We start from the raw sequence: 18040 nt of genomic DNA on the forward strand, positions 1-18040 counted from the left end.
AGACGCAGTTAACCGATTAAACAAGCTGATTGGTAAGGGGGAGAAGAAGGAAAAAAGAACGATTCCCCCTGCTGATGTTATGTCCAAGATTATCGCTGAGGAATACCGCGATAAACTTTGCTTTAACAATGAAACCTCACAATGGATGAGGTATGAAGCAGATTATCCGGGTGTGTGGTCCGTAGAGACTCAGGAGTTTATAGAATCTTGTATTTATAAAATTCTGGATTCTAAAAATATTGAAGGGTACAATACCTACTCCTACATCACCAACATAGTCAAGATTTTGCGATCGCAACTCATAGAACGCAAATGGGTAGAGAAGTCACCCAAACACCTATTACCATTCCAAAATGGGGTACTGGAAATCAAAACAGGGAAGCTTTTACCTCATTCTCCTGGCTACCGCTTAACTTGGCAGCTACCAAGAAAGCATGACCCCACTGCTACCAACTGGGACAACATCAACGAATTTTTAGATCATCTCTCCAGTGGCAATGACCAAATCAAGGATTTATTGTTGTGCTACTGTAACGCTGTACTCAAAGGTCGTTCTGACCTCCAGAAGTTTTTACACCTGATTGGCTTGGGTGGAACTGGTAAGGGTACATTCTCACGCTTAATAGTTAGCTTGATAGGTGAGGGTAACGTACACATCACCACTTTAGAGGATTGGTGTGGTAATAACTTTGAGGGTGCTAACGCTTATCGTAAGCGGTTGGTGCTATTCCCAGATGAGGATAAGGCCACCGGGAAGCTTGGAAAATTCCTCTCTCTCACTGGTGAAGACCGTATTAGAGCAGAAGAAAAAGGTCGCAAGGCTTTCAGCTATCCCTATGACGGTATGGTGTTAGTCTGTTCTAATTTACCTGTTTTTGCTGGTGAGAGTGCGAGTAGAGTTAAGCGGCGGGTAATCACAGTTCCTTGTAACAATCCTGTCCTTCCTGCTCAACGGAAAAATCTAGATGAATTGTTCTTACCAGAGTTGGCAGCGTTTACCAACTACGTTTTATCAATCCCAGATGACCACGTTACCTGTGTTCTCAGGGGTGAGGCTGAGATACCAGAATGCACCTTAGAATTTTGGGCTAACAGGATGCGGGTTGACAGTTTAGCCGATTGGTTAAACGACAAATTAATTTATGACCCCACTGCTTTAACTCCTGTAGGATGCGATAGGAACGAAGGTAGCGACGGAACACCGATTAGAACTTTATTCGGCAGTTACTCAAAACACTGTAGGGATACTGGCAACCAATCCAAATCAACCAAAACCTTCTCGCCTGACTTGGTAGAACTGTGCAACTCTGTACTGGGTTGGAAGGTCAAGCATAAGGCTACAAATACAGGAAAGTTTATCTCTGGTATTAGGCTGAGAGTGCCGGGTCAAGATGACCATGTTCCTACCCACGAAGTATGGTTAGAACAAAAAATAAAAAGTGACGGGTCAAGTGACGGGTCAAGTGACGGGTCAGAATCCTTACAAAATAAGGATTGTGGCGGAAGTGACGGGTCAAGTCTGAGTCTGATGGATAATCCAAAACAAAATAATCAACTAGATATAACCTCACAGGCTACCCCCTACCCCACCCCAGAAACAAACATAAATGAAGAAATCAATAATATTTCCAGCAACGAACTACCTCTTAAACCGTCACTATCGCCACAAGTCCCATCTGGTGAGGGTTTCCAGCCGTCACTTCACTCGTCACCTCATCCGTCACTTCCAAAATTAATTGCGAGTGAAATTAATTCTGTTGGTGGTAAAGGTGAGGCGATCGCTCCCATAGCCCCCATAGCTCCCAAACATCAAGTAGGTGGGCAACCTCAGAACGTTAAAAAAATACAAGGGTCGGAGTTAGCCAAACAAAGGCAACAGGAGGAACAGGAGGAAAATGAACGTATAGAACAATGCAAAAGGGATTTATTGAATGCTGACATTCAGACACATCAAGAGGTGTTTGATAGCATTGACATAGAATACGGACTGAAGGCGAAAATGGTGATTAAACAATGGGTACTGAAGTCAGATCATTTTTCAGATGACATAAAAGCTATTTGGAGGTAACATTTTCCGGTTGATGCCAATGTGCGATAGCGAAGCACTGCTGCAAGCAGTTCACTTTCCATGTTCGACTCGAACATGGAGTGAGTAAGCGAAAATAGTTGGCTGGCGACATGGACATGGTGCGATCGCCTTCGGCACTGCCAATCACATCAACCCGTAAACTCAATAAATTGAGCGACTTTAGCACTACTTGGCACACAAATTCCCCAAATTCTGCACCAAGCAAGATAGCTAACTTCCCAACCAGCAATAAAATAGTGCAATCAGATTGTGCTGAAATTGCACCACATCTGTGCAGAACTGCACCAAATTACCGCCTTTAGGGTAACTCGACTTAGTGGGTAAAAATAAAAGTGTACTTACTACGCTTTTATTTTCCGGGGCAGTAAATCGCATTAATTACAGACATTCGGTAGCACAAAAATTGTGTTTATTTGTGGCTGTACCCCTACTGGGGGTACATTGTGGGGTAGATATAGCGAAGCACTGCTGCAAGCAGTTCGCTTTCCATATTCGAGTCGAACATCAAAAAAAAACTGAATTTTCTCAACAAGGAGTCCAGCCCAAACAAAAATGTTGATTTGAGCGTTTCTTGTTGTTGCTATCTCAGTGGCTACCCTATTTCGGATTTACTCTCAAAGTATTTCCATCTCCATTCAAGTGCATCTTTATTGGGTGAATATTTAGGGTTGGGTAATTCTAAAGATTTATCTTTTATGTCATTGTAATAACTGCTATCCTGCAAACTAGGAGCAAGACATATTTTATAAGTCTCAGGCTCAATTGCTATCAAATTTAGATCAAAAAGTGTATGTATGTCTGCTCTAAGAAGTAACCCGTTTGAAATATCATTATCTTCAGTTTCGCAATAGGGTATAATATGGGCAGCTTCTAAAGCTTCTTGTGCATTACATCCTGTAATAGCACAACGATAATTATAAGCTTCTAGTAAACCTGCACGAAACTGAGGTTGTCCTTTCCTTTGAGCGATAGATTTTATAATTCGCTCCTGAGCTATTTCACGGCTTTCAGGAGTGTAGTAATTCTCATCATCTAAAAGCTTTACTTCTTCATCGAGTTGATTGATATTTATTGCATGATCATTATCAACTGTATCAAGAAGACAAGATTGCATAAGACTAAAGAAAGAAATAATAATATCAAGTGAATCACTATGATTCTTGACCAAAATGTTTATAATTGATACAGAATCAGGAAGACCCAATATAGAGCATCTTCCATTTAGTACCTCAAGACCCCTCCAACCCAGTACCAAAATTAAATCGAAAAGATATCCCCTAACACCTAATCCCCAACGAGGAAAATGTCCTTTGGGTATTTCATCTAATGAAACTTTATCTAAATTAAATTTTAAACTTTTATGATTAAGAAATTCTTGTCCATCAAACCATCCAACCAAGTTGGCTAAAACAAAAAAATTTTTAAAACCTTCTTTATCTTGATGTGTAAGTTTAATTGTTGACCATAATCTAGTTTGTATGCTGTATCCAAAACGATTTTCACTGTAATACATCCAAAGTTTATCAATCGTTCTTAGGTCGTCGTATGGAAATTTATCAAAATCTTCCTTTAATAGAATGCTATCTCTATTTTTTCCAATTGCCTTGAGCATGAGTATTGCAGTTTCATCATCAGCTTTATTCCAATCTTTAGCTGCTAGTAAGTCACGCAATTTTGTATATTCGGGTTTGGGAGTAAATGGTATTTTAGACATTTGAAGATATTAAAATGTTTTGTTACTAAAACTTTACCGTAAGAATTAAATTTTAAAACTTTATACGACACTAAAAGACCCGCTTGACAAGATTCCTGAAAGGGTACTTTACAGAACTTTGCATCGTGATAAATTTTGCGTGTATCTTGTCTTTACCCCAACTACCTCTGGTAGATATAGCGAAGCTGTCTCCTTGTCGTTTGACGACATTGACCTGAAACACGCTCAAAGTATGGGTTAGAAGCATACTATACGGGCTTGCTGATGAAGTCTGGTTAGATTGCAAGGCAGATGCTTTGCAGTATTGGGATTCGTAAGAGTTATCAGAGAATTAAATTGTTTATGTGAAGCAACTAAAAAGGTGCGACTACGCATAAATGTTGCTTAAGAATATCTCTAATTATTTAGAAGACAGTATTAAATCTATTAGTTTTTTTCTGTCCCATAACTCTACATCATTAGAATTTGCAAGAATACGTGCATTTTCCGTAAACCTATTATTAGTAATTACTATTGCTTTATTAGCTTTATAATGTCTAACTGCGCTTGTTACTTCTTGCACCGCTTTTACACTCACAGGGTTTTTAGAGCGTTTTGCTTGAACCACTGTTTTTACACCTCCCTTGTTTAAAATTAAGTCAGCACCATAGTCCTGAGTAGATTTTGTCAAAGTAACTTCATAGCCTGTTTTTTTGAAAATTAATTCTAAAAATTTTTCAAATTCTACTCCCTTCATATTATCTACGTCATTAATTCCACTGGCGAGTATACGCTCTTCTTCTTTTTTTGCTTCACTGATTCCATAAACTACTGCACCAGCTAAAGCAGCAGCACCCAAAATGATAGGTATCATTCTTACTTGCTCTATATATATGCTTTAAATATTATTCCCAAATCAGCCATTAATAAAACATTTGCAAACTCGCCAAAAGTCGCCAACAATCTGATAGTATTTTTCCACCTGTCGATATTTGGCGGTAATCTTGTCTTTACCCCAAGCTATTTGTGTAATGGTATTTGTAGAAGGGTGTTTGTTATTAAACATCAAATTTTCTTGATGTACTCAAAAACCTCAGAAAACCACAAAAATGGAGCTTCCTGAAAGACCACTTCCAGGAAGTTTAATAAATGTTTCAGTTCCTTGGAACGGACCGGGTATTGAGAAAAATAAATCGTTTAATTATGAATAATCAGCAAAAATCGGGAAAATATGATGCAGTGCTAAAAACTCAGGTGTAAGTGCCATATTAATTTGAGTATTTTATCTATTTTTCCCTAACGCAAGCAGCTTTCCAAATCTCATAACCAATTGAACCCTCTGAACCTGCATACAAACTGGCAGGGTTACGGGTACTTGCTATTGGGATGTCACTATCACTGTTAATAGTCAGTATTCTGCGATCGCACCAAATAGAGTATCTAGTCCAATTTTCTTTTTTAAATCTGGCGCGAGTTCGGACTGTTGCACCACTGTATGTGCGACTACCAGCTTTCCAAGGGTTTCTTGCTTTAATGAAAAAGCGATCGCCTAATTCATTCTGTGCCAGAAATTTATAACCTTTTGGTGTATCTGGTGGTTGTACCTCAACATCAGAAGTAGGTGCTGGAGTCGTCGGTAATCCATTTTTTAAATCCAAACATTCTTCTTGTCCTGTTTTGGGATTTGTCCAATAGTTAGAGCAGGTGGAATTAGCTATAGATGGAGCAGGTATTTGGGATGCGACGATAAACAAAGCTGGTAGATATTTAAGCATGGTTTTACCCTGTTTTATTCCATTTTTGCACAAAAAATACTGGCAGTAGAACCGAGAATTTACCCTATGTTCGGATCGAACATCAGACTTAACTGAAATTTTCCCAACAGGAAACCCGACCAAAAACAAAATCTGGATTTAGTTAATTCTTATCTATGCTCTTTTTCTTTTTCCTTATTTGGCTTTCTCCAATAAAAGCCGTCAAAAATTCCCAAACTTTAGAATTAAAACATACCATCAAGCAAGTTAGTAATTTCCTCTTGGTCTTTGTGACGGTTATCGTCATAAATCATTAGGGTATCAAGCTTACGGTGACGACTGAGTTTTTGTACCTTCCTAACATTGCCATCAGTAGCATCTAACGCCGCAGTAATAGCACTATGTCTGACCCTGTGGGGTGACATTTGCTTTTTAATCCCAGCCCGTTCAGACAACTTCACCAACATTTTTCTCAGTCCATCCCCAGTCAGACGACCCCCAGCATTAGCAAAATCCACAGACACAAACAAAGCTGAATTATCCTTCACCCCTGGTCTAGTTTCTAACCACTGAGAAATAGCTGCTACAGTCCCCCCACCCAAATCAATAACTTCTGATTGCGTCCCCCGTCCCTTCCCCAAAATCCTGAGAGTCTTAGTTTCCGGGTCAAAATCCCCCACATTTAACTGACACACCTCATTACGTCTAAGAGCATTACCCCAAAGCAGACGCAGAATAGCGTAATCACGTTTACCCTTGGGGGTGTTCAAATCACACTGATTCAAAATTAACTCAAACGTCCCCTTGTCAATCCCAGAAGTATCGCGGTATTTTTGCACCCGTTCCGATTGAACATCCTGCAAACTGTAGTGACAAACCCCCAACTTACGGCCAGTCACCACCAAACTTTTGATAGCAGCAATACGACGGTTAACAGTGGCCTCCTTTAGACCCTTGCGGATCAAGTGTGCCTTGTACTTCAAAACCACAGCCATAGCCTGACCTTGTTCTAGGTGTAGGAACTCTAAAACCACATCTGGAGTAGGAAGTTTACCCGTCATCACCTTAAAGAAATCATTGATATCTTTCTCATAGGCTTTTTGGGTATTAACGGAACGTTTATCAGCGAGTAACTGAGATAGCACGTCTGGGTCAGTGTTAAGAGTGTGAGAAAAGCTTGTACCCACTTGGGCATCAAGAGAAGCATTTAAGACTTCTATAGATAGTATATCAGTTTCCATTTTGCGGTATCTATAATGGTTATTTTCGAGAACTCTTACTTTTAATTAAACCCTCTTAGATGTACAGAGGGTTAATCTACTACATTGAATTATTTGTAGCGTGGTGTGGGGGATAATCTGCTTAATCGAGCGTTAACCAGTAGTGTAAATGCTTCATGAGATAACAAAGTTTTTCAACTCTCACCCAAAAATCACGACCGGGTAAGTTGATAGCAGTGGCCTCTACTATGTCAGGGTGTAAATTCCGTGATGCCCAATATCTCACCAGTTTAGGCGTGATGGTTTCTAATTGCTCACTGGAGAATTGCCAGAATGTATCCTTGAGCAGTTGTTTTATCTGGTTGCGTTCGGTGTGTGTCATTGGTGCAAGTCCTTATCTAGTGGTTTGTGGTGTTGTGAAGTCCCCCGACGGTGGGGGAACTGGAGACTAGAAAGGAGTCACACCGTATTTGATCACTGTGTCTCGATACCCTCTAAAGTAATCGCTGTCTAATTCTGTTGTCAGGGGTGCAAGTCTTTGGAGTGCATCAAGCTGTCCGTCAACGTAGGTTAAAGTTTTTGTCTGTGGTACGCTATTCATAAGAAGTCATCCTTTGTAAGAGGGGTGAGGCAAAAGGCGATCGCACTTGATTGGTAGTCGGGGCGGTTGCCTTTTGTTTTATGTAACCACTATAGCTAACCTCTTACACTACCGTCAATAGGTTAACTATAGAATTTATTACGCAACTTACACTACTTTTATAGATAACTTTTATAGGTTGAATATACCAGTTATACAACCAGTAGGATATAGTAAATATATAACTGAGTTAGGCAACTGTGAATTATGCCCAAAGACTTTGATTATGTAGTATTGGATAATGATAAAACCTTTGAAACTTCCCCCGGTAATCCTATTCAACTTGATACCCCTAAATGGTTTAGCTGGTTAGCAGATGGGGAGAATAACTCATTTAGGTTTAATGCTGATGACAATTCCTACCGTGCCAGGAAAGAGTATAACAAAGCACAGGATACCCATTATTGGTATGCAGTAAAAAAGGTAAATGGTAGGTTACATAAAAAATTTATTGGTAAATCTGAACAGGTTACACATGATAGGCTTTGTGAAGTTGCAAAAACTATCACAGTTCCCCCAAAATCAAAACAACATACAACCGATATAGATAACCAGTCTACCCACACCATAAACACCCCTACTCTACAGGAATTAGTTAACCAAATACAAGAGTTAACTAACCGTTTAGATAACCTTGAGAGCAGGGGAGAAGATGCAACTGCAAAAAAGCCAGAATACTTACCCAGTGAGGAATTAGAGGCACGAATTGGGGAGTTAGAACGGTTAACTAAAGAGTTAACTAAAGAGTTATCTAGCGAACAGATCAAGGTTGATAGCTTGTCAAAAAATTTACAGCATAGGGAAGATAATTTTCCCTATTCCCTGGAGTACATAAAGCAGTTTGGCGATTTTTATATGGATGCTTTACGCCATAAGGAAAAATTGCCGTCTAGCGAAGTGGATAACTACAAATTGGAGGTCAAAAAGTTCATCAATTTTATCGAGGCTAACCGGAAAGTCCCCAGTCCATCAGGGGGTTTTTCTCATGGGATGGATTTTGATCTCAGAAAAGGTGAGGATATCATCAGCTTGTCCAGTTATCTAAATGAGTTAACCAGTGAGTTAGCTAATAAAGATGGTCAACTGCAAGAGTTAACCAATAATATAGCTAACCTAAATAGTAAACTGACTGAGTTAACTAATGAGTTAGCTAAGAAAGATAGGGAACTGCAAGAACTAAAAGCATCTGTTCCTAGTCCCCAATCACCAATAACCAATACCCAACCAGTAGAGGCAGAAGGCAGGAGTCAGGAGGCAGGGGAGAATTTAACCGCCGGGGGAGATGGGGGAGAATGCGATCGCACTTACCAAAATATTCCTCTAGAGGAACTTCATCTCACTACTAGCGTTTACAACATTCTGAAAAGGCAACAAATCAATTCAATAGGGGATTTATTTAACTATTCTGAAGACGAACTGCTACAAGCATGGAACTTTGGGCAAAAGGCATTAAATCAGGTCAAAGAGCAGCTAAAAATACGATTAGGTCTAGATTTTCCCCAATCAACACCGGGGGAAGATGGAGAAAATAGCGATCGCCAAAAACCAAAAATTAATTTACATGATGGATCAAGGATAGAAATATCTGAAAAGCAGGAACAAATATTAATTTTGTTGGGCTTACTCCCCCACACTCACCACGTTTTAACCTCTCAATTTTTAGCTATCTGCAAAGAAAATTTAACCAACAACAGAGGGGAATTAGAATCTTTGATTAATAAAGAAATTAGCAGCAAAGGAAGCACAATTAGAAAGACGACCGCAGTGCTAAGGGGTGCGGGTTTTGTATTATCAGGTAGTGAAACTGACGGATATGAAATTATCGGATTGAAATAGCGATCGCAACTTTAAATCAAAAAACCACCTAATCCTCTTTGGGTAGGTGGTTATTGTTTGGGGAGTGCTAGGAGTGCAATCGCCTGGGGTGTGGAGGCGATTGGCTACGCTACGAATAGGCTTAATTGTGTGTGGTTAGCTGGTGATGGCTTATAGGTTCTTAACTTCTGTCTGATAAGCTTTTTGGTGTTACTCCATCTCAATTCATGGTCAGCTTCTCCCACACAATCAAGGCTGAATACAGCACCGTCACAAATTGCAACTAATTCATTAACTGAACAGATAGAACCTAATGACCAATTACCCATTACCACCTCTAAATAGTCTGGTGTGGCTACATCTTCCAATAATCCAACATAATCAAACCCATCTGCTATTAGAGCAGTAGTAACATAGGTATTTTTAGCGTCAAACCAGCATGGCAAAGCTGAGGGGTTATCGGTTTTGATATCCTTCATAATGTTTATTTGGGTAGTGGGGAAATTGGCGATATTGCCAGTGCTAACAGGACAGTTTGATTGTCAGCATCACGCTAGGTTTAAACTCTGGTAGCTGATAAGTTAGGAGTCAAAATCAATCGGTTTACCGTTAAAGTGTTGATGTATTTTTTCAGGATGTACCCACGATGGTAAAGTGTGTTCAACGTCTTTTAATTCGTTCCCTTGTGCATCAACTAACCCATACCTGACAACTACTCTAGGCAGTGGTGTATCACCGTCAGCACTGAATTTTTGTAGTAGAATCATTCCGGCTTTACGAGTGGCTTCTGTTCCTGGTGCAAATGATTCGTTAGTGTCATTGTGGGTTATTCCCAATAACATATTTTTGGCTTTTCTGGTGTCACTGAGTGATAACTTAAAAACAGTATCAGCTAATTCACCTATCAACATTCTTTGATGGGTAAATTCGTCTATAATTGTCTGGGTCTTATTGCTGGGATTCTGCTTTATCCTATCCATCCAATACTGTGCTAAATTTTGGAAAGCAGTCATAGTATCCTGTTCATTTTCTGCTATATTCTGACTTTGTAGAAACTTCCAAACTTTGGCATTAATTCCGGTGGCGTGGCGGTCTATTAAATAATAGATATCAGCGTCTAAGCAATATTTTCTGATGAGTGCGATCGCTCCGGCTGTATATGTCTTACCACTACCTTGATTACCTATCAGCCATAGAGGTTTCAAGCTACTAATTATCTTCCACAGATAACCGTCTTCATGACCTTTTAGAGCGTCGATTAAGGACTGTTTAACCTGTTCATCAGCAGTAGGTGTTTTAGCATCCTGGACGGGTTTATTTAGTTTGTCCAGTTTGCGTTTTATTTCGGCTGTTTCTAATTCGTTTTTAGCGGTTTCTTTGTCTAATTCACTAACCTGTAACTGGTGTGATTTTATAGATAAAGTGCCTTGTAATTGTCCGTTTAGATGGTCTAGTTGTACTTCACCTTCTGACTTCATAGCCTGTATAGTTTCGGATGTGTGACGTGCTATAGCTTGTTTGGTAATTTCGGCTTGGTTTGACTTACTGAACCCAAATAAATCTATGTGTGTGGACTCTAATAAATCGTTCTCCAGTGCCTTAATTTTAAGTAATTTGAATTGACTATGAATAGCTTTCTCTTGGTTGTCTGTCAGTGCCTTTGAGATACCATAAGCGGTCAAGAGAAACAAACTAGCAGCAGCACCAAAGTAAACTGCTTTATCATCTTCCGGTGGCAGTATCTTGACTACCTGGATATTATTATCAAATAACTGGTTACGTCGTTCACGGTCAATCAGGTAGCTGATACCACGCTTGATACTGCTGCCTCTACACTCGGTTTTAGTGTTACAGAATAATGTTTCTGTATGTTTGATAGAATCATTAAACATGGGTACAGCAGCACTAAAACCACAGGTTAATAAAACACCTACTAAGATTGTGCTAGACCGTCTTTGTTTAGTTAGTTGGGTGTTAAATTGTGTTATTTCTTGCATTGTTACCTACCTCTGATAATGTATGTTATGTCCCAAAATGATCCACCTTTTACCCCATCATCTGTAAAGACCATCACTACTCTTTTACCCTTCAAAATAAATCTAAAATGCTCCTTTGGAATAGCGTCTAATTCATTTTCATTCATGCTCTTTAACGACCTCCAAAAAACCTATAAATGTATTCACCTACTCCTGAATTTTGTAACCAAGTTAGTAACGAATTAATGTTTAGAATAATGTCAACAAAACCTTTAAGCAGATAATTTATAGCAATCGCACTTACTAGACCGGATAGGAATATCTGCAAACATCCCCAATTACCTCTAATCCTCATTTTCTTGATTCCCGTTATTGGTAGTAGTATTAGAAACTTTTTTAAATAGTCCTAGCAGTGCGATAGCACTCAACCCAATCAATAAACTAAAACCCATATTTGGAAGTTGCCACGATAAACCCTCAGATGATCTAAATTCTTGGTAAGTTTGTGCGATCGCTGTTTGGGTGCTAACGACTTCAGCAGTAATTTTAGATGTACCACTGAAGGAAACAGCCGCACCTATGGTTAATTTGACAATACCTATTAATGGTTTCTGTCCTAAGCTAAATTCCCAACGTTCGCTAGATAAGGAGAAGTTGAAGCTATCTCCCACATCCACTAATCCAGGTAATAAGCTAACTACTGCTGATGCAACTTGAATAATGCTTAGTGTGACCTGTAGGTTAAATAGCAACCAACTGAGAGAACAGGAACTAAATTGACACGCTAGAAACAATAAACCGCTATCAATACGCTTTCTGGTTTGAATATCAGCATAAAGCTTAGTTTCAATATGGTTTAAATATCTCGCGGTTTCTTGATTAATTCCTGTAGATTCTTCAGTATCTAGAATTGCATCTAGATCCGGTGGTTGATGAGGTGCTAACATAGGAGTAAGTAATATTTCGACCTGTGGGTTATCCCCTATCAACTGCTAATTGATGGGGGATATTAATTAACTACGGTTTAAAAGCCGAGTGCTGCTTTCAGTTCTAATAACTTGGCTTTAAAACCGCCGTTATAACGCTTTGCAGGTATCAAGTCGTATCTGGCATTATCACCACTACTCAAAGCTTCATTCATTAGCTTAGTTTGGCGTTGTTCATCAGCAGTCAACTGTTTAACTTCCGGTCTATTTGATTGCTCTAATAAAGCTGTTTGTTGGTCTACTGCTGTGAAGTGAGCGTCAACATAGCCTTTCATTTGTCCGTAATTTAATTGATATTCATGCCGGACATTTTCAGCATTTTTATCAAACAGGAATTGTTGAGCTAGTTCTTTGCGTTCGTGACCATATTTAGTGTTAGCTAGGGTGGTTTTACCAACTGCTTTATCAATAGCTATCCCACTTTTACCAGCTTGGGTTAAGATGTCAGCAATGGCTTGGTTATATGCTTCAGTCCCCTGCATTATTTCTACATAAGCCTGTGCAAATTTAGGGGCAAATTCGCTGTTAAATCTTCCTTGACGGGCTAACTCTCCAACCTTTTGAGCAGTGGTAATATCACCACTCATTATCTTTTCAAAATCATCTAAACTGACTCCAAATTTAGTTTTTAAGGCTTGACCTAAGCGTTTACCTTTTTTGGTTACGTGATTCTTGAGTTTGGTTGGTTTTTGTAACTTGGTTGGTTGGTTCATCGTGTTACATCCAGGTAGGAGTTAGGGTCAATAAAATATCTATGACTTGGTTTAACTACCCTGGTGTTAAACCGTATTGAATCGAATAAAACTAAACCGGATACCAGGGTAATTATTAGCAGTAGGGTAGAGGCAACAGTAACAGGATTGAAACTAATCTTTAAGCTGTTATCCGGCTTTGATAGCTGGTATTGCAAAGGCTTTGAGCGTTGACCGGACTTTGCTTTTAAAGTCGGTAGATTGCTGCTGTAATTGGGAATTAATACCCTGTAACCCCGTGCTTAACTGTTCCGAGTTCTGATTAAAACCATCAGCAGCTACTTGACTAATTTCCTCCAAAGCTTCCCCAATCTTTTGGGAGTTGGTAGCTATTCTGTGACGTACAAAAGCTATGATTGCCCCTTTGATTTCATCCAAACTATCTGTTAGATCATCACTGGATGTATTGATGTTTTCCGCTATCAATTCAATTTCAGCAGTGTTTAAAGTAATACCCAAACTGTGAGCAGTGCTGCTGACTAATTCTGAGTTGGTAGCAGTTGCTAGGGGTGCGATATCTACGATAGGTGCAATCGCTCCCACGTCTTCAGTAGTCGGAGCAGCTGTAGTTGGGTGTAAATATTGACTATCTATATCATCTAGATTGGTATCTAGATTACTGTTTACAAGTTGTATACCGTTGTCTACTTCTGTGGTTTCTTGTTCTGTTTCTAATGTTTCCAAGTCTGTCTGTGTAGATGTTGCAATGTTTCCAAGTTCACCACCTACACAGATGGATGTTTCCTCTACTTCTGTTAATTCTTCTGTGGCGATATCTTCATTAACTACGGTTAATTTGGTGGCAGTAGATAGGAAGTGATCAACTACAGAGAGAACCTCTTGATCCGTTGGGTTATCAATATCAGGAATTAAGCGATCGCACTGTTCCTTTATTTCTCCCAGTACAACTTTTACACCTTGTCGAGTTAGTCGTGATTGAATGCGTTTAGCGATTGTGGTTAGCATCGGTTATGCTCCTATTCTGTACTTTTTAGCTTTGAAAATTAAGGCGTTAGTCAGTATCATCATTGCGGTTTTCCGGTCGTACCATTGCGACTTTTTGAAGTTAGTACCGGAACGATAAAACCACCTGTAGATAGTTGTTACATCTGGAGAAATACCCAAACTATTGGTAATAACCTTAATTAACTTTTCTCCAGTTGCACCTGTTCCCAATTCTCCAGTTATTGATTGTCCATACTCGGTTAATTGGTTCTTAATTTGTGGGTAAAGGTTAAAGTAGCGCGGGTTAATTTTCCGTAGGTTCACAATTACCTTTAACCCTTCTCTGTCTAATGGGATGTCAGCAGTAGCAGCGAGTTTTTTTATTTTGCTCCAATGACTATCGGAACATCTGCCATTGATAGCTTCATAGATGATTCGTGGTTGTTCCATAGGGGTATGAATGCAAACATAAATTTCTGCATTTTTCCAGTGCAAAGCTGTGTCACGCATTGATTTACAAGGGTTTCACGGTTTTATTTATCGTGCTGACTGATGCACTAGGGTAAAAATGCAGTATTAAATAGACTTGACAAGCTTAGTAAATTGTTCACTACCCTTAACCCGCAGGATTTACAAGGATGTAGCAAAGTTGCATTCACTTGGCTTATAGTGCTAGTATAGCAGTCAAGTTCCGACAAGTGCAACTAAGTTCTGATGATAGATGATTGAGACTAAATATTTTACCCACTAAGCTTAAATCTGATGTTTACTGTAATTAGCAGACGACGTTAGACACTATGGGAACTAATAAAAAAGTCAAAATCACATTTACTTGCAGTTCAGAGTTAAAAAACGATTTACAGCAATGGGCTGATAGCGAAAATAGAACGCTATCAAATCTTGTAGAAACTTTGTCAGAAACCGCAGTAACGGAACGGAAGCAAAATCTAAAAGCAAGTTAGAGCGTTCTCTATTCCAAACTCTGAACCTTGAAAACTGAATAAAGAACCTAAGTAAAATCAGCATGGCAGATGACATCAAACGTTCCAAGGGGAAATTTGACTATCTAGCAGAAACTAGAGATTGGGGCGCAGCTACAACTGAGGGGCGCTGCAAAAAACTTGCTAGAGGGAAAGGTAAGCGATTAGTCGAAATTATCGACACTGAAACTGGAGATTTACCAATTATTTGTATTTTTGAGGATTACCCAGATGAGTGAAACAGCTACTCAAGTTCCTATCACTACTATTGTTCCTATGCTGACCGCTATTAGCGATCGCAATTGGCAACAATTCAAAAATCTAGAAGCTGATTTTGTTAGCCAATATGGAGTAGATGTATGGGAAGACGTTTTTAATTTTCGACTCAAACCAGCATTAGATAAGGATTCTGACCGATGGTTATTGATTCAATGGTGTAGTACAGGTATTAAGTCAGTCAAAACTGTGGCTTAATTTAGCGCATCTCACACGCAACACTCAAAACTATGACAAACGATACACGATTTGATGACATATACACACGGCTGAACGACCTAACCCACGATGTCTCCAACCTAAAAATACAAGCGGGAACTATAGGAACTTCTCAGGTTGCCATAGCTACAACCTTGACCCTAGCAACTGGTTTAGGTTCTGACATGAGAGAAGTTAAAGGTGATATTCGACAAATAAAAGCAGATATCAGAAATCTGGAAGCGAGTATTACTGAGATTTTACGGCTTTTGCGTAGTCAGAATTGATTAATCTTGCGATCGCTACGCTGACCGAAGGTATCGCCTAAAACAGTAAACATGACAGATGACATCAAACGTTCCAAGGGTAAATTTGACCCAATTACGGAAACAAGAGATTGGTCTATAGCCGCATCTGAAGAATATTGCAAACGAATTGCTAAAAACACAGGTAGGCGACTAATCGAAATCATTGACACTCAAGAGGGTGTTTTGCCAATAGTTTGTATTTTTGAGGATATTACTTATGACTGAAACAGCAACCCAAATCCCCCTAAGTGCAGTAATGCCCATGTTTGCTGCTATTTCAGACCGTGATTGGGAACGGTTTAAAGAGCTAGAAGTAGAGTTTGCCAATAGCCACGGTATTGAGGATTGGGCAGATGTTTTTAATTTCCGCATCTTGCCAGCATTAGATAAAGAGTCAAAAAGATGGTTTTTGATTCAAAAATGTAGCAAAGGCTTTACCGTTAAGACGGTAGTTTAGTTAATGCGACCGCGTATCCCTGACGGGAGAGCTTCAGCGAATTGCTTGCAGCAGCGATTCGCGATCGCTCCCTCCCTAACCCATCCATTATGGGAATAACAAATCTGTACCAGATTAAAAATAAAAAATGGGAGGTGCGATTACTGCTATGTTCGATTCGAGCTTGAAATTTTCTATCATATTTTTCATGTAAACACCTAAAAGCTACAAAAATCCTTGTATCAAAAGCGGCTATTGTTTTAGCCTAGTCACAGCCTTTAAACCGCTAAAGCTTGTCCGACTAAATGATGAGGTTTGGTATAGGTAAAAAATATCACTACAGGGTAAAATGATAGTTTTAGTGGGTCAAAGAAACTGACTATTTCTACGTTCAAACTGTAAAGAAATTAATCTTTCTAAATAGATTCTTTTGTGCTACAGTGGACTATTTTTAGCAAAATTATCTAATGAAATTAATCTGTCCCCAAGGTGATATAGGTTTCATTTGATTTTCTGAAAGCCTTGCTAAATAATCATTTTTGCTACTAATAGCACTATTAAATGGGATATTTTAGGGATGTTTTACAATGTTTTCATGCCTTTAGCTGTGTTTTTATATGTTGAATTTTAAAAATAAATTCAATATATAAAAATGAACTGGACACTCTCCAAGATTTTCACCTATACTGAAAGTATTAATTGGATTCTTGACTATGAGTAGCCACAAACCAATAAATTTCCCAACAATGGTAAAAACTCGTATCAGTACATCGGATTTTGCTACGCTTGCTGCTATTGCTAAAAACCAGCAAACAAGCATATATCAACTTTTACGTGATGTGGTATCGAATTATGTCAGCAACCAAAAAAATAATCCCTAATCGTTACGGTTAGGGATTGTCAAATGTTCACCCAGAAAACTACTTCTATCGCCAAACTTCGGTAGTTTTCTGGATATTAAATTCAAGAACAATGAAATATATAATTTTTCATCTTAGATTAATTCTAGGACACAGTTTCAATAATGTCATCACACTACATGACACAACAAGTGTAACACAATCCCTGAATATTTTAGTAGTTTCTGGCAGAAACATAGGAACAGTAGGGGGTGTTGCGTAATGGTTGCCCAATTAATTATCCAACATCCTACTCCTAAACAGAACAAGTTTGCTAGTTTTCAAGACTTCCAAGACTTTGTACGAGATAATTTCATTAATGGTAGTGGGATTCATGAGGAATTGTTTAATGCTTGCACCGAGTTCCATCAAGACGTTGAATGGTCTGATGGAATGGATGCAGAAACCCCTATACATGATGAATTGGGCTGGTATTTTACCCGTTTTGGGCATCAGTGCAAAGATCCAATTTACGCTGCATTCCTGAGAAATGAAGATGGTAGCTTGTGGCAAGCGGTAGTTAGCATCTGGGATGAGGAGAGACAAAGACCTTATCGCTATCTAGCACCCAAAGGCAACGGTGATAGAGCATTTTTCCCCCTTATCCCTATATCAATCAGAAAGAAGATATCCCAAAGGTACGGAGTAGAAGTGCCTTTAGAGGGTAGCTTCTGGGAATGGGTGAGAGATAATCTAGACCTCATTCGTATCCTCACAGAAGGGGGAAAAAAGACTCTAAGTGCTTTGAGCCTGGGTTACATAGTCTTTGGCTTGTATGGGTGCAATTGTGGTAGAGAGTGGCTACTGGATGAGAATAATCAGAAAGATGAATCAGTTTTAATCCCTGACCTAGAACCATTTGCAGAAAGAGGTACTAAATGGTTATTTGGTCTTGACCGTGATACCAAACCCAAAGCCAAAAAAGCTGTAGCATCTGCTAAAAACCGTCTAGCATCTTTATTAGAGGACTATGGATGTTATTCGGCTGATATGAAGTGGAAGTCAGAAGATGGTAAAGGTTTAGATGATCTGATTGTTAATTCTGGTAGTGGTGCGTTTGATGCCAGCTACCA

At 39.1% G+C, this 18040-nt stretch carries 23 protein-coding genes; 8 read left to right on the forward strand and 15 right to left on the reverse strand.

Translation table 11 applies throughout. The features are described from left to right. Window positions 1–2068 (forward strand): DNA primase family protein (locus ACSQ6I_RS28190; RefSeq protein ID WP_438893449.1); only part of this gene is annotated, 2068 nt, incomplete at its 5' end. On the opposite strand, the gene ACSQ6I_RS28195 is transcribed toward ACSQ6I_RS28190, so the two are convergent. The 8 genes from ACSQ6I_RS28195 to ACSQ6I_RS28230 all read right to left on the reverse strand — a co-directional run bounded on the left by ACSQ6I_RS28195 (window position 2055) and on the right by ACSQ6I_RS28230 (window position 7357). Next, complete coding sequence (locus ACSQ6I_RS28195; protein WP_438893450.1) at window positions 2055–2294, reverse strand: hypothetical protein; 240 nt, start codon at window positions 2292–2294, stop codon at window positions 2055–2057. The genes ACSQ6I_RS28190 and ACSQ6I_RS28195 overlap by 14 nt on opposite strands. 387 nt (window positions 2295–2681) lie before the next feature. After that, a complete protein-coding gene (locus tag ACSQ6I_RS28200; RefSeq protein WP_438893451.1) occupies window positions 2682–3803 on the reverse strand; it encodes a GUN4 domain-containing protein in 1122 nt (373 codons plus the stop codon). Between the two features lie 400 nt (window positions 3804–4203). Further along, window positions 4204–4656 carry a restriction endonuclease gene (locus tag ACSQ6I_RS28205; RefSeq protein WP_438893452.1) on the reverse strand — a complete coding sequence of 151 codons (453 nt, stop codon included), beginning with the start codon at window positions 4654–4656 and terminating at the stop codon, window positions 4204–4206. A 42-nt stretch (window positions 4657–4698) separates the two neighbouring features. Further along, window positions 4699–4848, reverse strand: a complete 150-nt coding sequence (locus ACSQ6I_RS28210; RefSeq protein WP_438893453.1) for a hypothetical protein — start codon at window positions 4846–4848, stop codon at window positions 4699–4701. A 220-nt stretch (window positions 4849–5068) separates the two neighbouring features. Next, a complete protein-coding gene (locus ACSQ6I_RS28215) occupies window positions 5069–5557 on the reverse strand; it encodes a hypothetical protein (RefSeq protein ID WP_438893454.1) in 489 nt (162 codons plus the stop codon). A 224-nt stretch (window positions 5558–5781) separates the two neighbouring features. Further along, window positions 5782–6777, reverse strand: a complete 996-nt coding sequence (locus ACSQ6I_RS28220) for a tyrosine-type recombinase/integrase (RefSeq protein WP_438893455.1) — start codon at window positions 6775–6777, stop codon at window positions 5782–5784. Between the two features lie 121 nt (window positions 6778–6898). Further along, window positions 6899–7138 carry a hypothetical protein gene (locus tag ACSQ6I_RS28225; RefSeq protein ID WP_438893456.1) on the reverse strand — a complete coding sequence of 80 codons (240 nt, stop codon included), beginning with the start codon at window positions 7136–7138 and terminating at the stop codon, window positions 6899–6901. Between the two features lie 66 nt (window positions 7139–7204). After that, complete coding sequence (locus ACSQ6I_RS28230) at window positions 7205–7357, reverse strand: hypothetical protein (RefSeq protein WP_438893457.1); 153 nt, start codon at window positions 7355–7357, stop codon at window positions 7205–7207. A gap of 246 nt (window positions 7358–7603) precedes the next feature. Between ACSQ6I_RS28230 and ACSQ6I_RS28235 the strand changes: the two genes are divergently transcribed. Further along, window positions 7604–9232: a DNA-directed RNA polymerase subunit alpha C-terminal domain-containing protein gene (locus ACSQ6I_RS28235; RefSeq protein WP_438893458.1), complete on the forward strand. Its 1629-nt coding sequence runs from the start codon at window positions 7604–7606 to the stop codon at window positions 9230–9232. 104 nt (window positions 9233–9336) lie between these two features. On the opposite strand, the gene ACSQ6I_RS28240 is transcribed toward ACSQ6I_RS28235, so the two are convergent. The 6 genes from ACSQ6I_RS28240 to ACSQ6I_RS28265 all read right to left on the reverse strand — a co-directional run bounded on the left by ACSQ6I_RS28240 (window position 9337) and on the right by ACSQ6I_RS28265 (window position 14380). Continuing rightward, window positions 9337–9690 carry a hypothetical protein gene (locus ACSQ6I_RS28240; RefSeq protein WP_438893459.1) on the reverse strand — a complete coding sequence of 118 codons (354 nt, stop codon included), beginning with the start codon at window positions 9688–9690 and terminating at the stop codon, window positions 9337–9339. Between the two features lie 102 nt (window positions 9691–9792). Then, the gene (locus ACSQ6I_RS28245) at window positions 9793–11208 is read right to left on the reverse strand and encodes a hypothetical protein (RefSeq protein ID WP_438893460.1); all 1416 of its coding nucleotides are present in this window, start codon (window positions 11206–11208) and stop codon (window positions 9793–9795) included. A gap of 323 nt (window positions 11209–11531) precedes the next feature. Beyond that, entirely contained in the window at window positions 11532–12134 is a 603-nt protein-coding gene (locus tag ACSQ6I_RS28250; RefSeq protein WP_438893461.1) for a hypothetical protein, read from the reverse strand. Window positions 12135–12211: 77 nt separating this feature from the next. Beyond that, window positions 12212–12886, reverse strand: a complete 675-nt coding sequence (locus tag ACSQ6I_RS28255) for a hypothetical protein (protein ID WP_438893462.1) — start codon at window positions 12884–12886, stop codon at window positions 12212–12214. Window positions 12887–13054: 168 nt separating this feature from the next. Then, window positions 13055–13891 carry a hypothetical protein gene (locus ACSQ6I_RS28260; protein WP_438893463.1) on the reverse strand — a complete coding sequence of 279 codons (837 nt, stop codon included), beginning with the start codon at window positions 13889–13891 and terminating at the stop codon, window positions 13055–13057. Between the two features lie 3 nt (window positions 13892–13894). Then, window positions 13895–14380 carry a hypothetical protein gene (locus tag ACSQ6I_RS28265; protein WP_438893464.1) on the reverse strand — a complete coding sequence of 162 codons (486 nt, stop codon included), beginning with the start codon at window positions 14378–14380 and terminating at the stop codon, window positions 13895–13897. A gap of 287 nt (window positions 14381–14667) precedes the next feature. Here ACSQ6I_RS28265 and ACSQ6I_RS28270 point away from each other — a divergent pair, with 287 nt between their 5' ends. The 4 genes from ACSQ6I_RS28270 (at window position 14668) to ACSQ6I_RS28285 (ending at window position 15611) form a co-directional block, all read left to right on the forward strand. Then, on the forward strand, window positions 14668–14832 hold the full coding sequence (locus ACSQ6I_RS28270; RefSeq protein ID WP_438893465.1) for a ribbon-helix-helix domain-containing protein: 165 nt from the start codon (window positions 14668–14670) through the stop codon (window positions 14830–14832). A gap of 62 nt (window positions 14833–14894) precedes the next feature. Next, window positions 14895–15089 carry a hypothetical protein gene (locus tag ACSQ6I_RS28275; RefSeq protein ID WP_039203721.1) on the forward strand — a complete coding sequence of 65 codons (195 nt, stop codon included), beginning with the start codon at window positions 14895–14897 and terminating at the stop codon, window positions 15087–15089. Next, a complete protein-coding gene (locus tag ACSQ6I_RS28280; RefSeq protein ID WP_438893466.1) occupies window positions 15082–15324 on the forward strand; it encodes a hypothetical protein in 243 nt (80 codons plus the stop codon). Before ACSQ6I_RS28275 ends, ACSQ6I_RS28280 begins: the two co-directional genes overlap by 8 nt. Before the next feature lie 32 nt (window positions 15325–15356). Next, window positions 15357–15611 (forward strand): hypothetical protein, encoded by a 255-nt coding sequence (locus ACSQ6I_RS28285; protein ID WP_438893467.1) that lies wholly within the window; start codon window positions 15357–15359, stop codon window positions 15609–15611. Here the strand turns inward: ACSQ6I_RS28285 and ACSQ6I_RS28290 are convergent. Then, a complete protein-coding gene (locus ACSQ6I_RS28290; RefSeq protein ID WP_438893468.1) occupies window positions 15602–15796 on the reverse strand; it encodes a hypothetical protein in 195 nt (64 codons plus the stop codon). The genes ACSQ6I_RS28285 and ACSQ6I_RS28290 overlap by 10 nt on opposite strands. A gap of 53 nt (window positions 15797–15849) precedes the next feature. Between ACSQ6I_RS28290 and ACSQ6I_RS28295 the strand changes: the two genes are divergently transcribed. Then, the gene (locus tag ACSQ6I_RS28295; protein ID WP_438893469.1) at window positions 15850–16089 is read left to right on the forward strand and encodes a hypothetical protein; all 240 of its coding nucleotides are present in this window, start codon (window positions 15850–15852) and stop codon (window positions 16087–16089) included. A gap of 1100 nt (window positions 16090–17189) precedes the next feature. Then, a partial coding sequence (locus ACSQ6I_RS28300) for a DUF3854 domain-containing protein (protein ID WP_438893470.1) occupies window positions 17190–18040 on the forward strand: 851 nt, incomplete at its 3' end.

The organism is Anabaena sp. WFMT (assembly GCF_051781005.1).
GTDB lineage: Bacteria > Cyanobacteriota > Cyanobacteriia > Cyanobacteriales > Nostocaceae > Anabaena.

Bases quoted from the DNA above. Each gene is read 5' to 3' on its own strand.
- ACSQ6I_RS28200 (WP_438893451.1), bottom strand. From the start codon at position 3,803: ATGTCTAAAATACCATTTACTCCCAAACCCGAATATACAAAATTGCGT.
- ACSQ6I_RS28205 (WP_438893452.1), bottom strand. From the start codon at position 4,656: ATGATACCTATCATTTTGGGTGCTGCTGCTTTAGCTGGTGCAGTAGTT.
- ACSQ6I_RS28210 (WP_438893453.1), bottom strand. From the start codon at position 4,848: ATGTTTAATAACAAACACCCTTCTACAAATACCATTACACAAATAGCT.
- ACSQ6I_RS28215 (WP_438893454.1), bottom strand. From the start codon at position 5,557: ATGCTTAAATATCTACCAGCTTTGTTTATCGTCGCATCCCAAATACCT.
- ACSQ6I_RS28220 (WP_438893455.1), bottom strand. From the start codon at position 6,777: ATGGAAACTGATATACTATCTATAGAAGTCTTAAATGCTTCTCTTGAT.
- ACSQ6I_RS28225 (WP_438893456.1), bottom strand. From the start codon at position 7,138: ATGACACACACCGAACGCAACCAGATAAAACAACTGCTCAAGGATACA.
- ACSQ6I_RS28230 (WP_438893457.1), bottom strand. From the start codon at position 7,357: ATGAATAGCGTACCACAGACAAAAACTTTAACCTACGTTGACGGACAG.
- ACSQ6I_RS28235 (WP_438893458.1), top strand. From the start codon at position 7,604: ATGCCCAAAGACTTTGATTATGTAGTATTGGATAATGATAAAACCTTT.
- ACSQ6I_RS28240 (WP_438893459.1), bottom strand. From the start codon at position 9,690: ATGAAGGATATCAAAACCGATAACCCCTCAGCTTTGCCATGCTGGTTT.
- ACSQ6I_RS28245 (WP_438893460.1), bottom strand. From the start codon at position 11,208: ATGCAAGAAATAACACAATTTAACACCCAACTAACTAAACAAAGACGG.
- ACSQ6I_RS28250 (WP_438893461.1), bottom strand. From the start codon at position 12,134: ATGTTAGCACCTCATCAACCACCGGATCTAGATGCAATTCTAGATACT.
- ACSQ6I_RS28255 (WP_438893462.1), bottom strand. From the start codon at position 12,886: ATGAACCAACCAACCAAGTTACAAAAACCAACCAAACTCAAGAATCAC.
- ACSQ6I_RS28260 (WP_438893463.1), bottom strand. From the start codon at position 13,891: ATGCTAACCACAATCGCTAAACGCATTCAATCACGACTAACTCGACAA.
- ACSQ6I_RS28265 (WP_438893464.1), bottom strand. From the start codon at position 14,380: ATGCGTGACACAGCTTTGCACTGGAAAAATGCAGAAATTTATGTTTGC.
- ACSQ6I_RS28270 (WP_438893465.1), top strand. From the start codon at position 14,668: ATGGGAACTAATAAAAAAGTCAAAATCACATTTACTTGCAGTTCAGAG.
- ACSQ6I_RS28275 (WP_039203721.1), top strand. From the start codon at position 14,895: ATGGCAGATGACATCAAACGTTCCAAGGGGAAATTTGACTATCTAGCA.
- ACSQ6I_RS28280 (WP_438893466.1), top strand. From the start codon at position 15,082: ATGAGTGAAACAGCTACTCAAGTTCCTATCACTACTATTGTTCCTATG.
- ACSQ6I_RS28285 (WP_438893467.1), top strand. From the start codon at position 15,357: ATGACAAACGATACACGATTTGATGACATATACACACGGCTGAACGAC.
- ACSQ6I_RS28290 (WP_438893468.1), bottom strand. From the start codon at position 15,796: ATGATTTCGATTAGTCGCCTACCTGTGTTTTTAGCAATTCGTTTGCAA.
- ACSQ6I_RS28295 (WP_438893469.1), top strand. From the start codon at position 15,850: ATGACTGAAACAGCAACCCAAATCCCCCTAAGTGCAGTAATGCCCATG.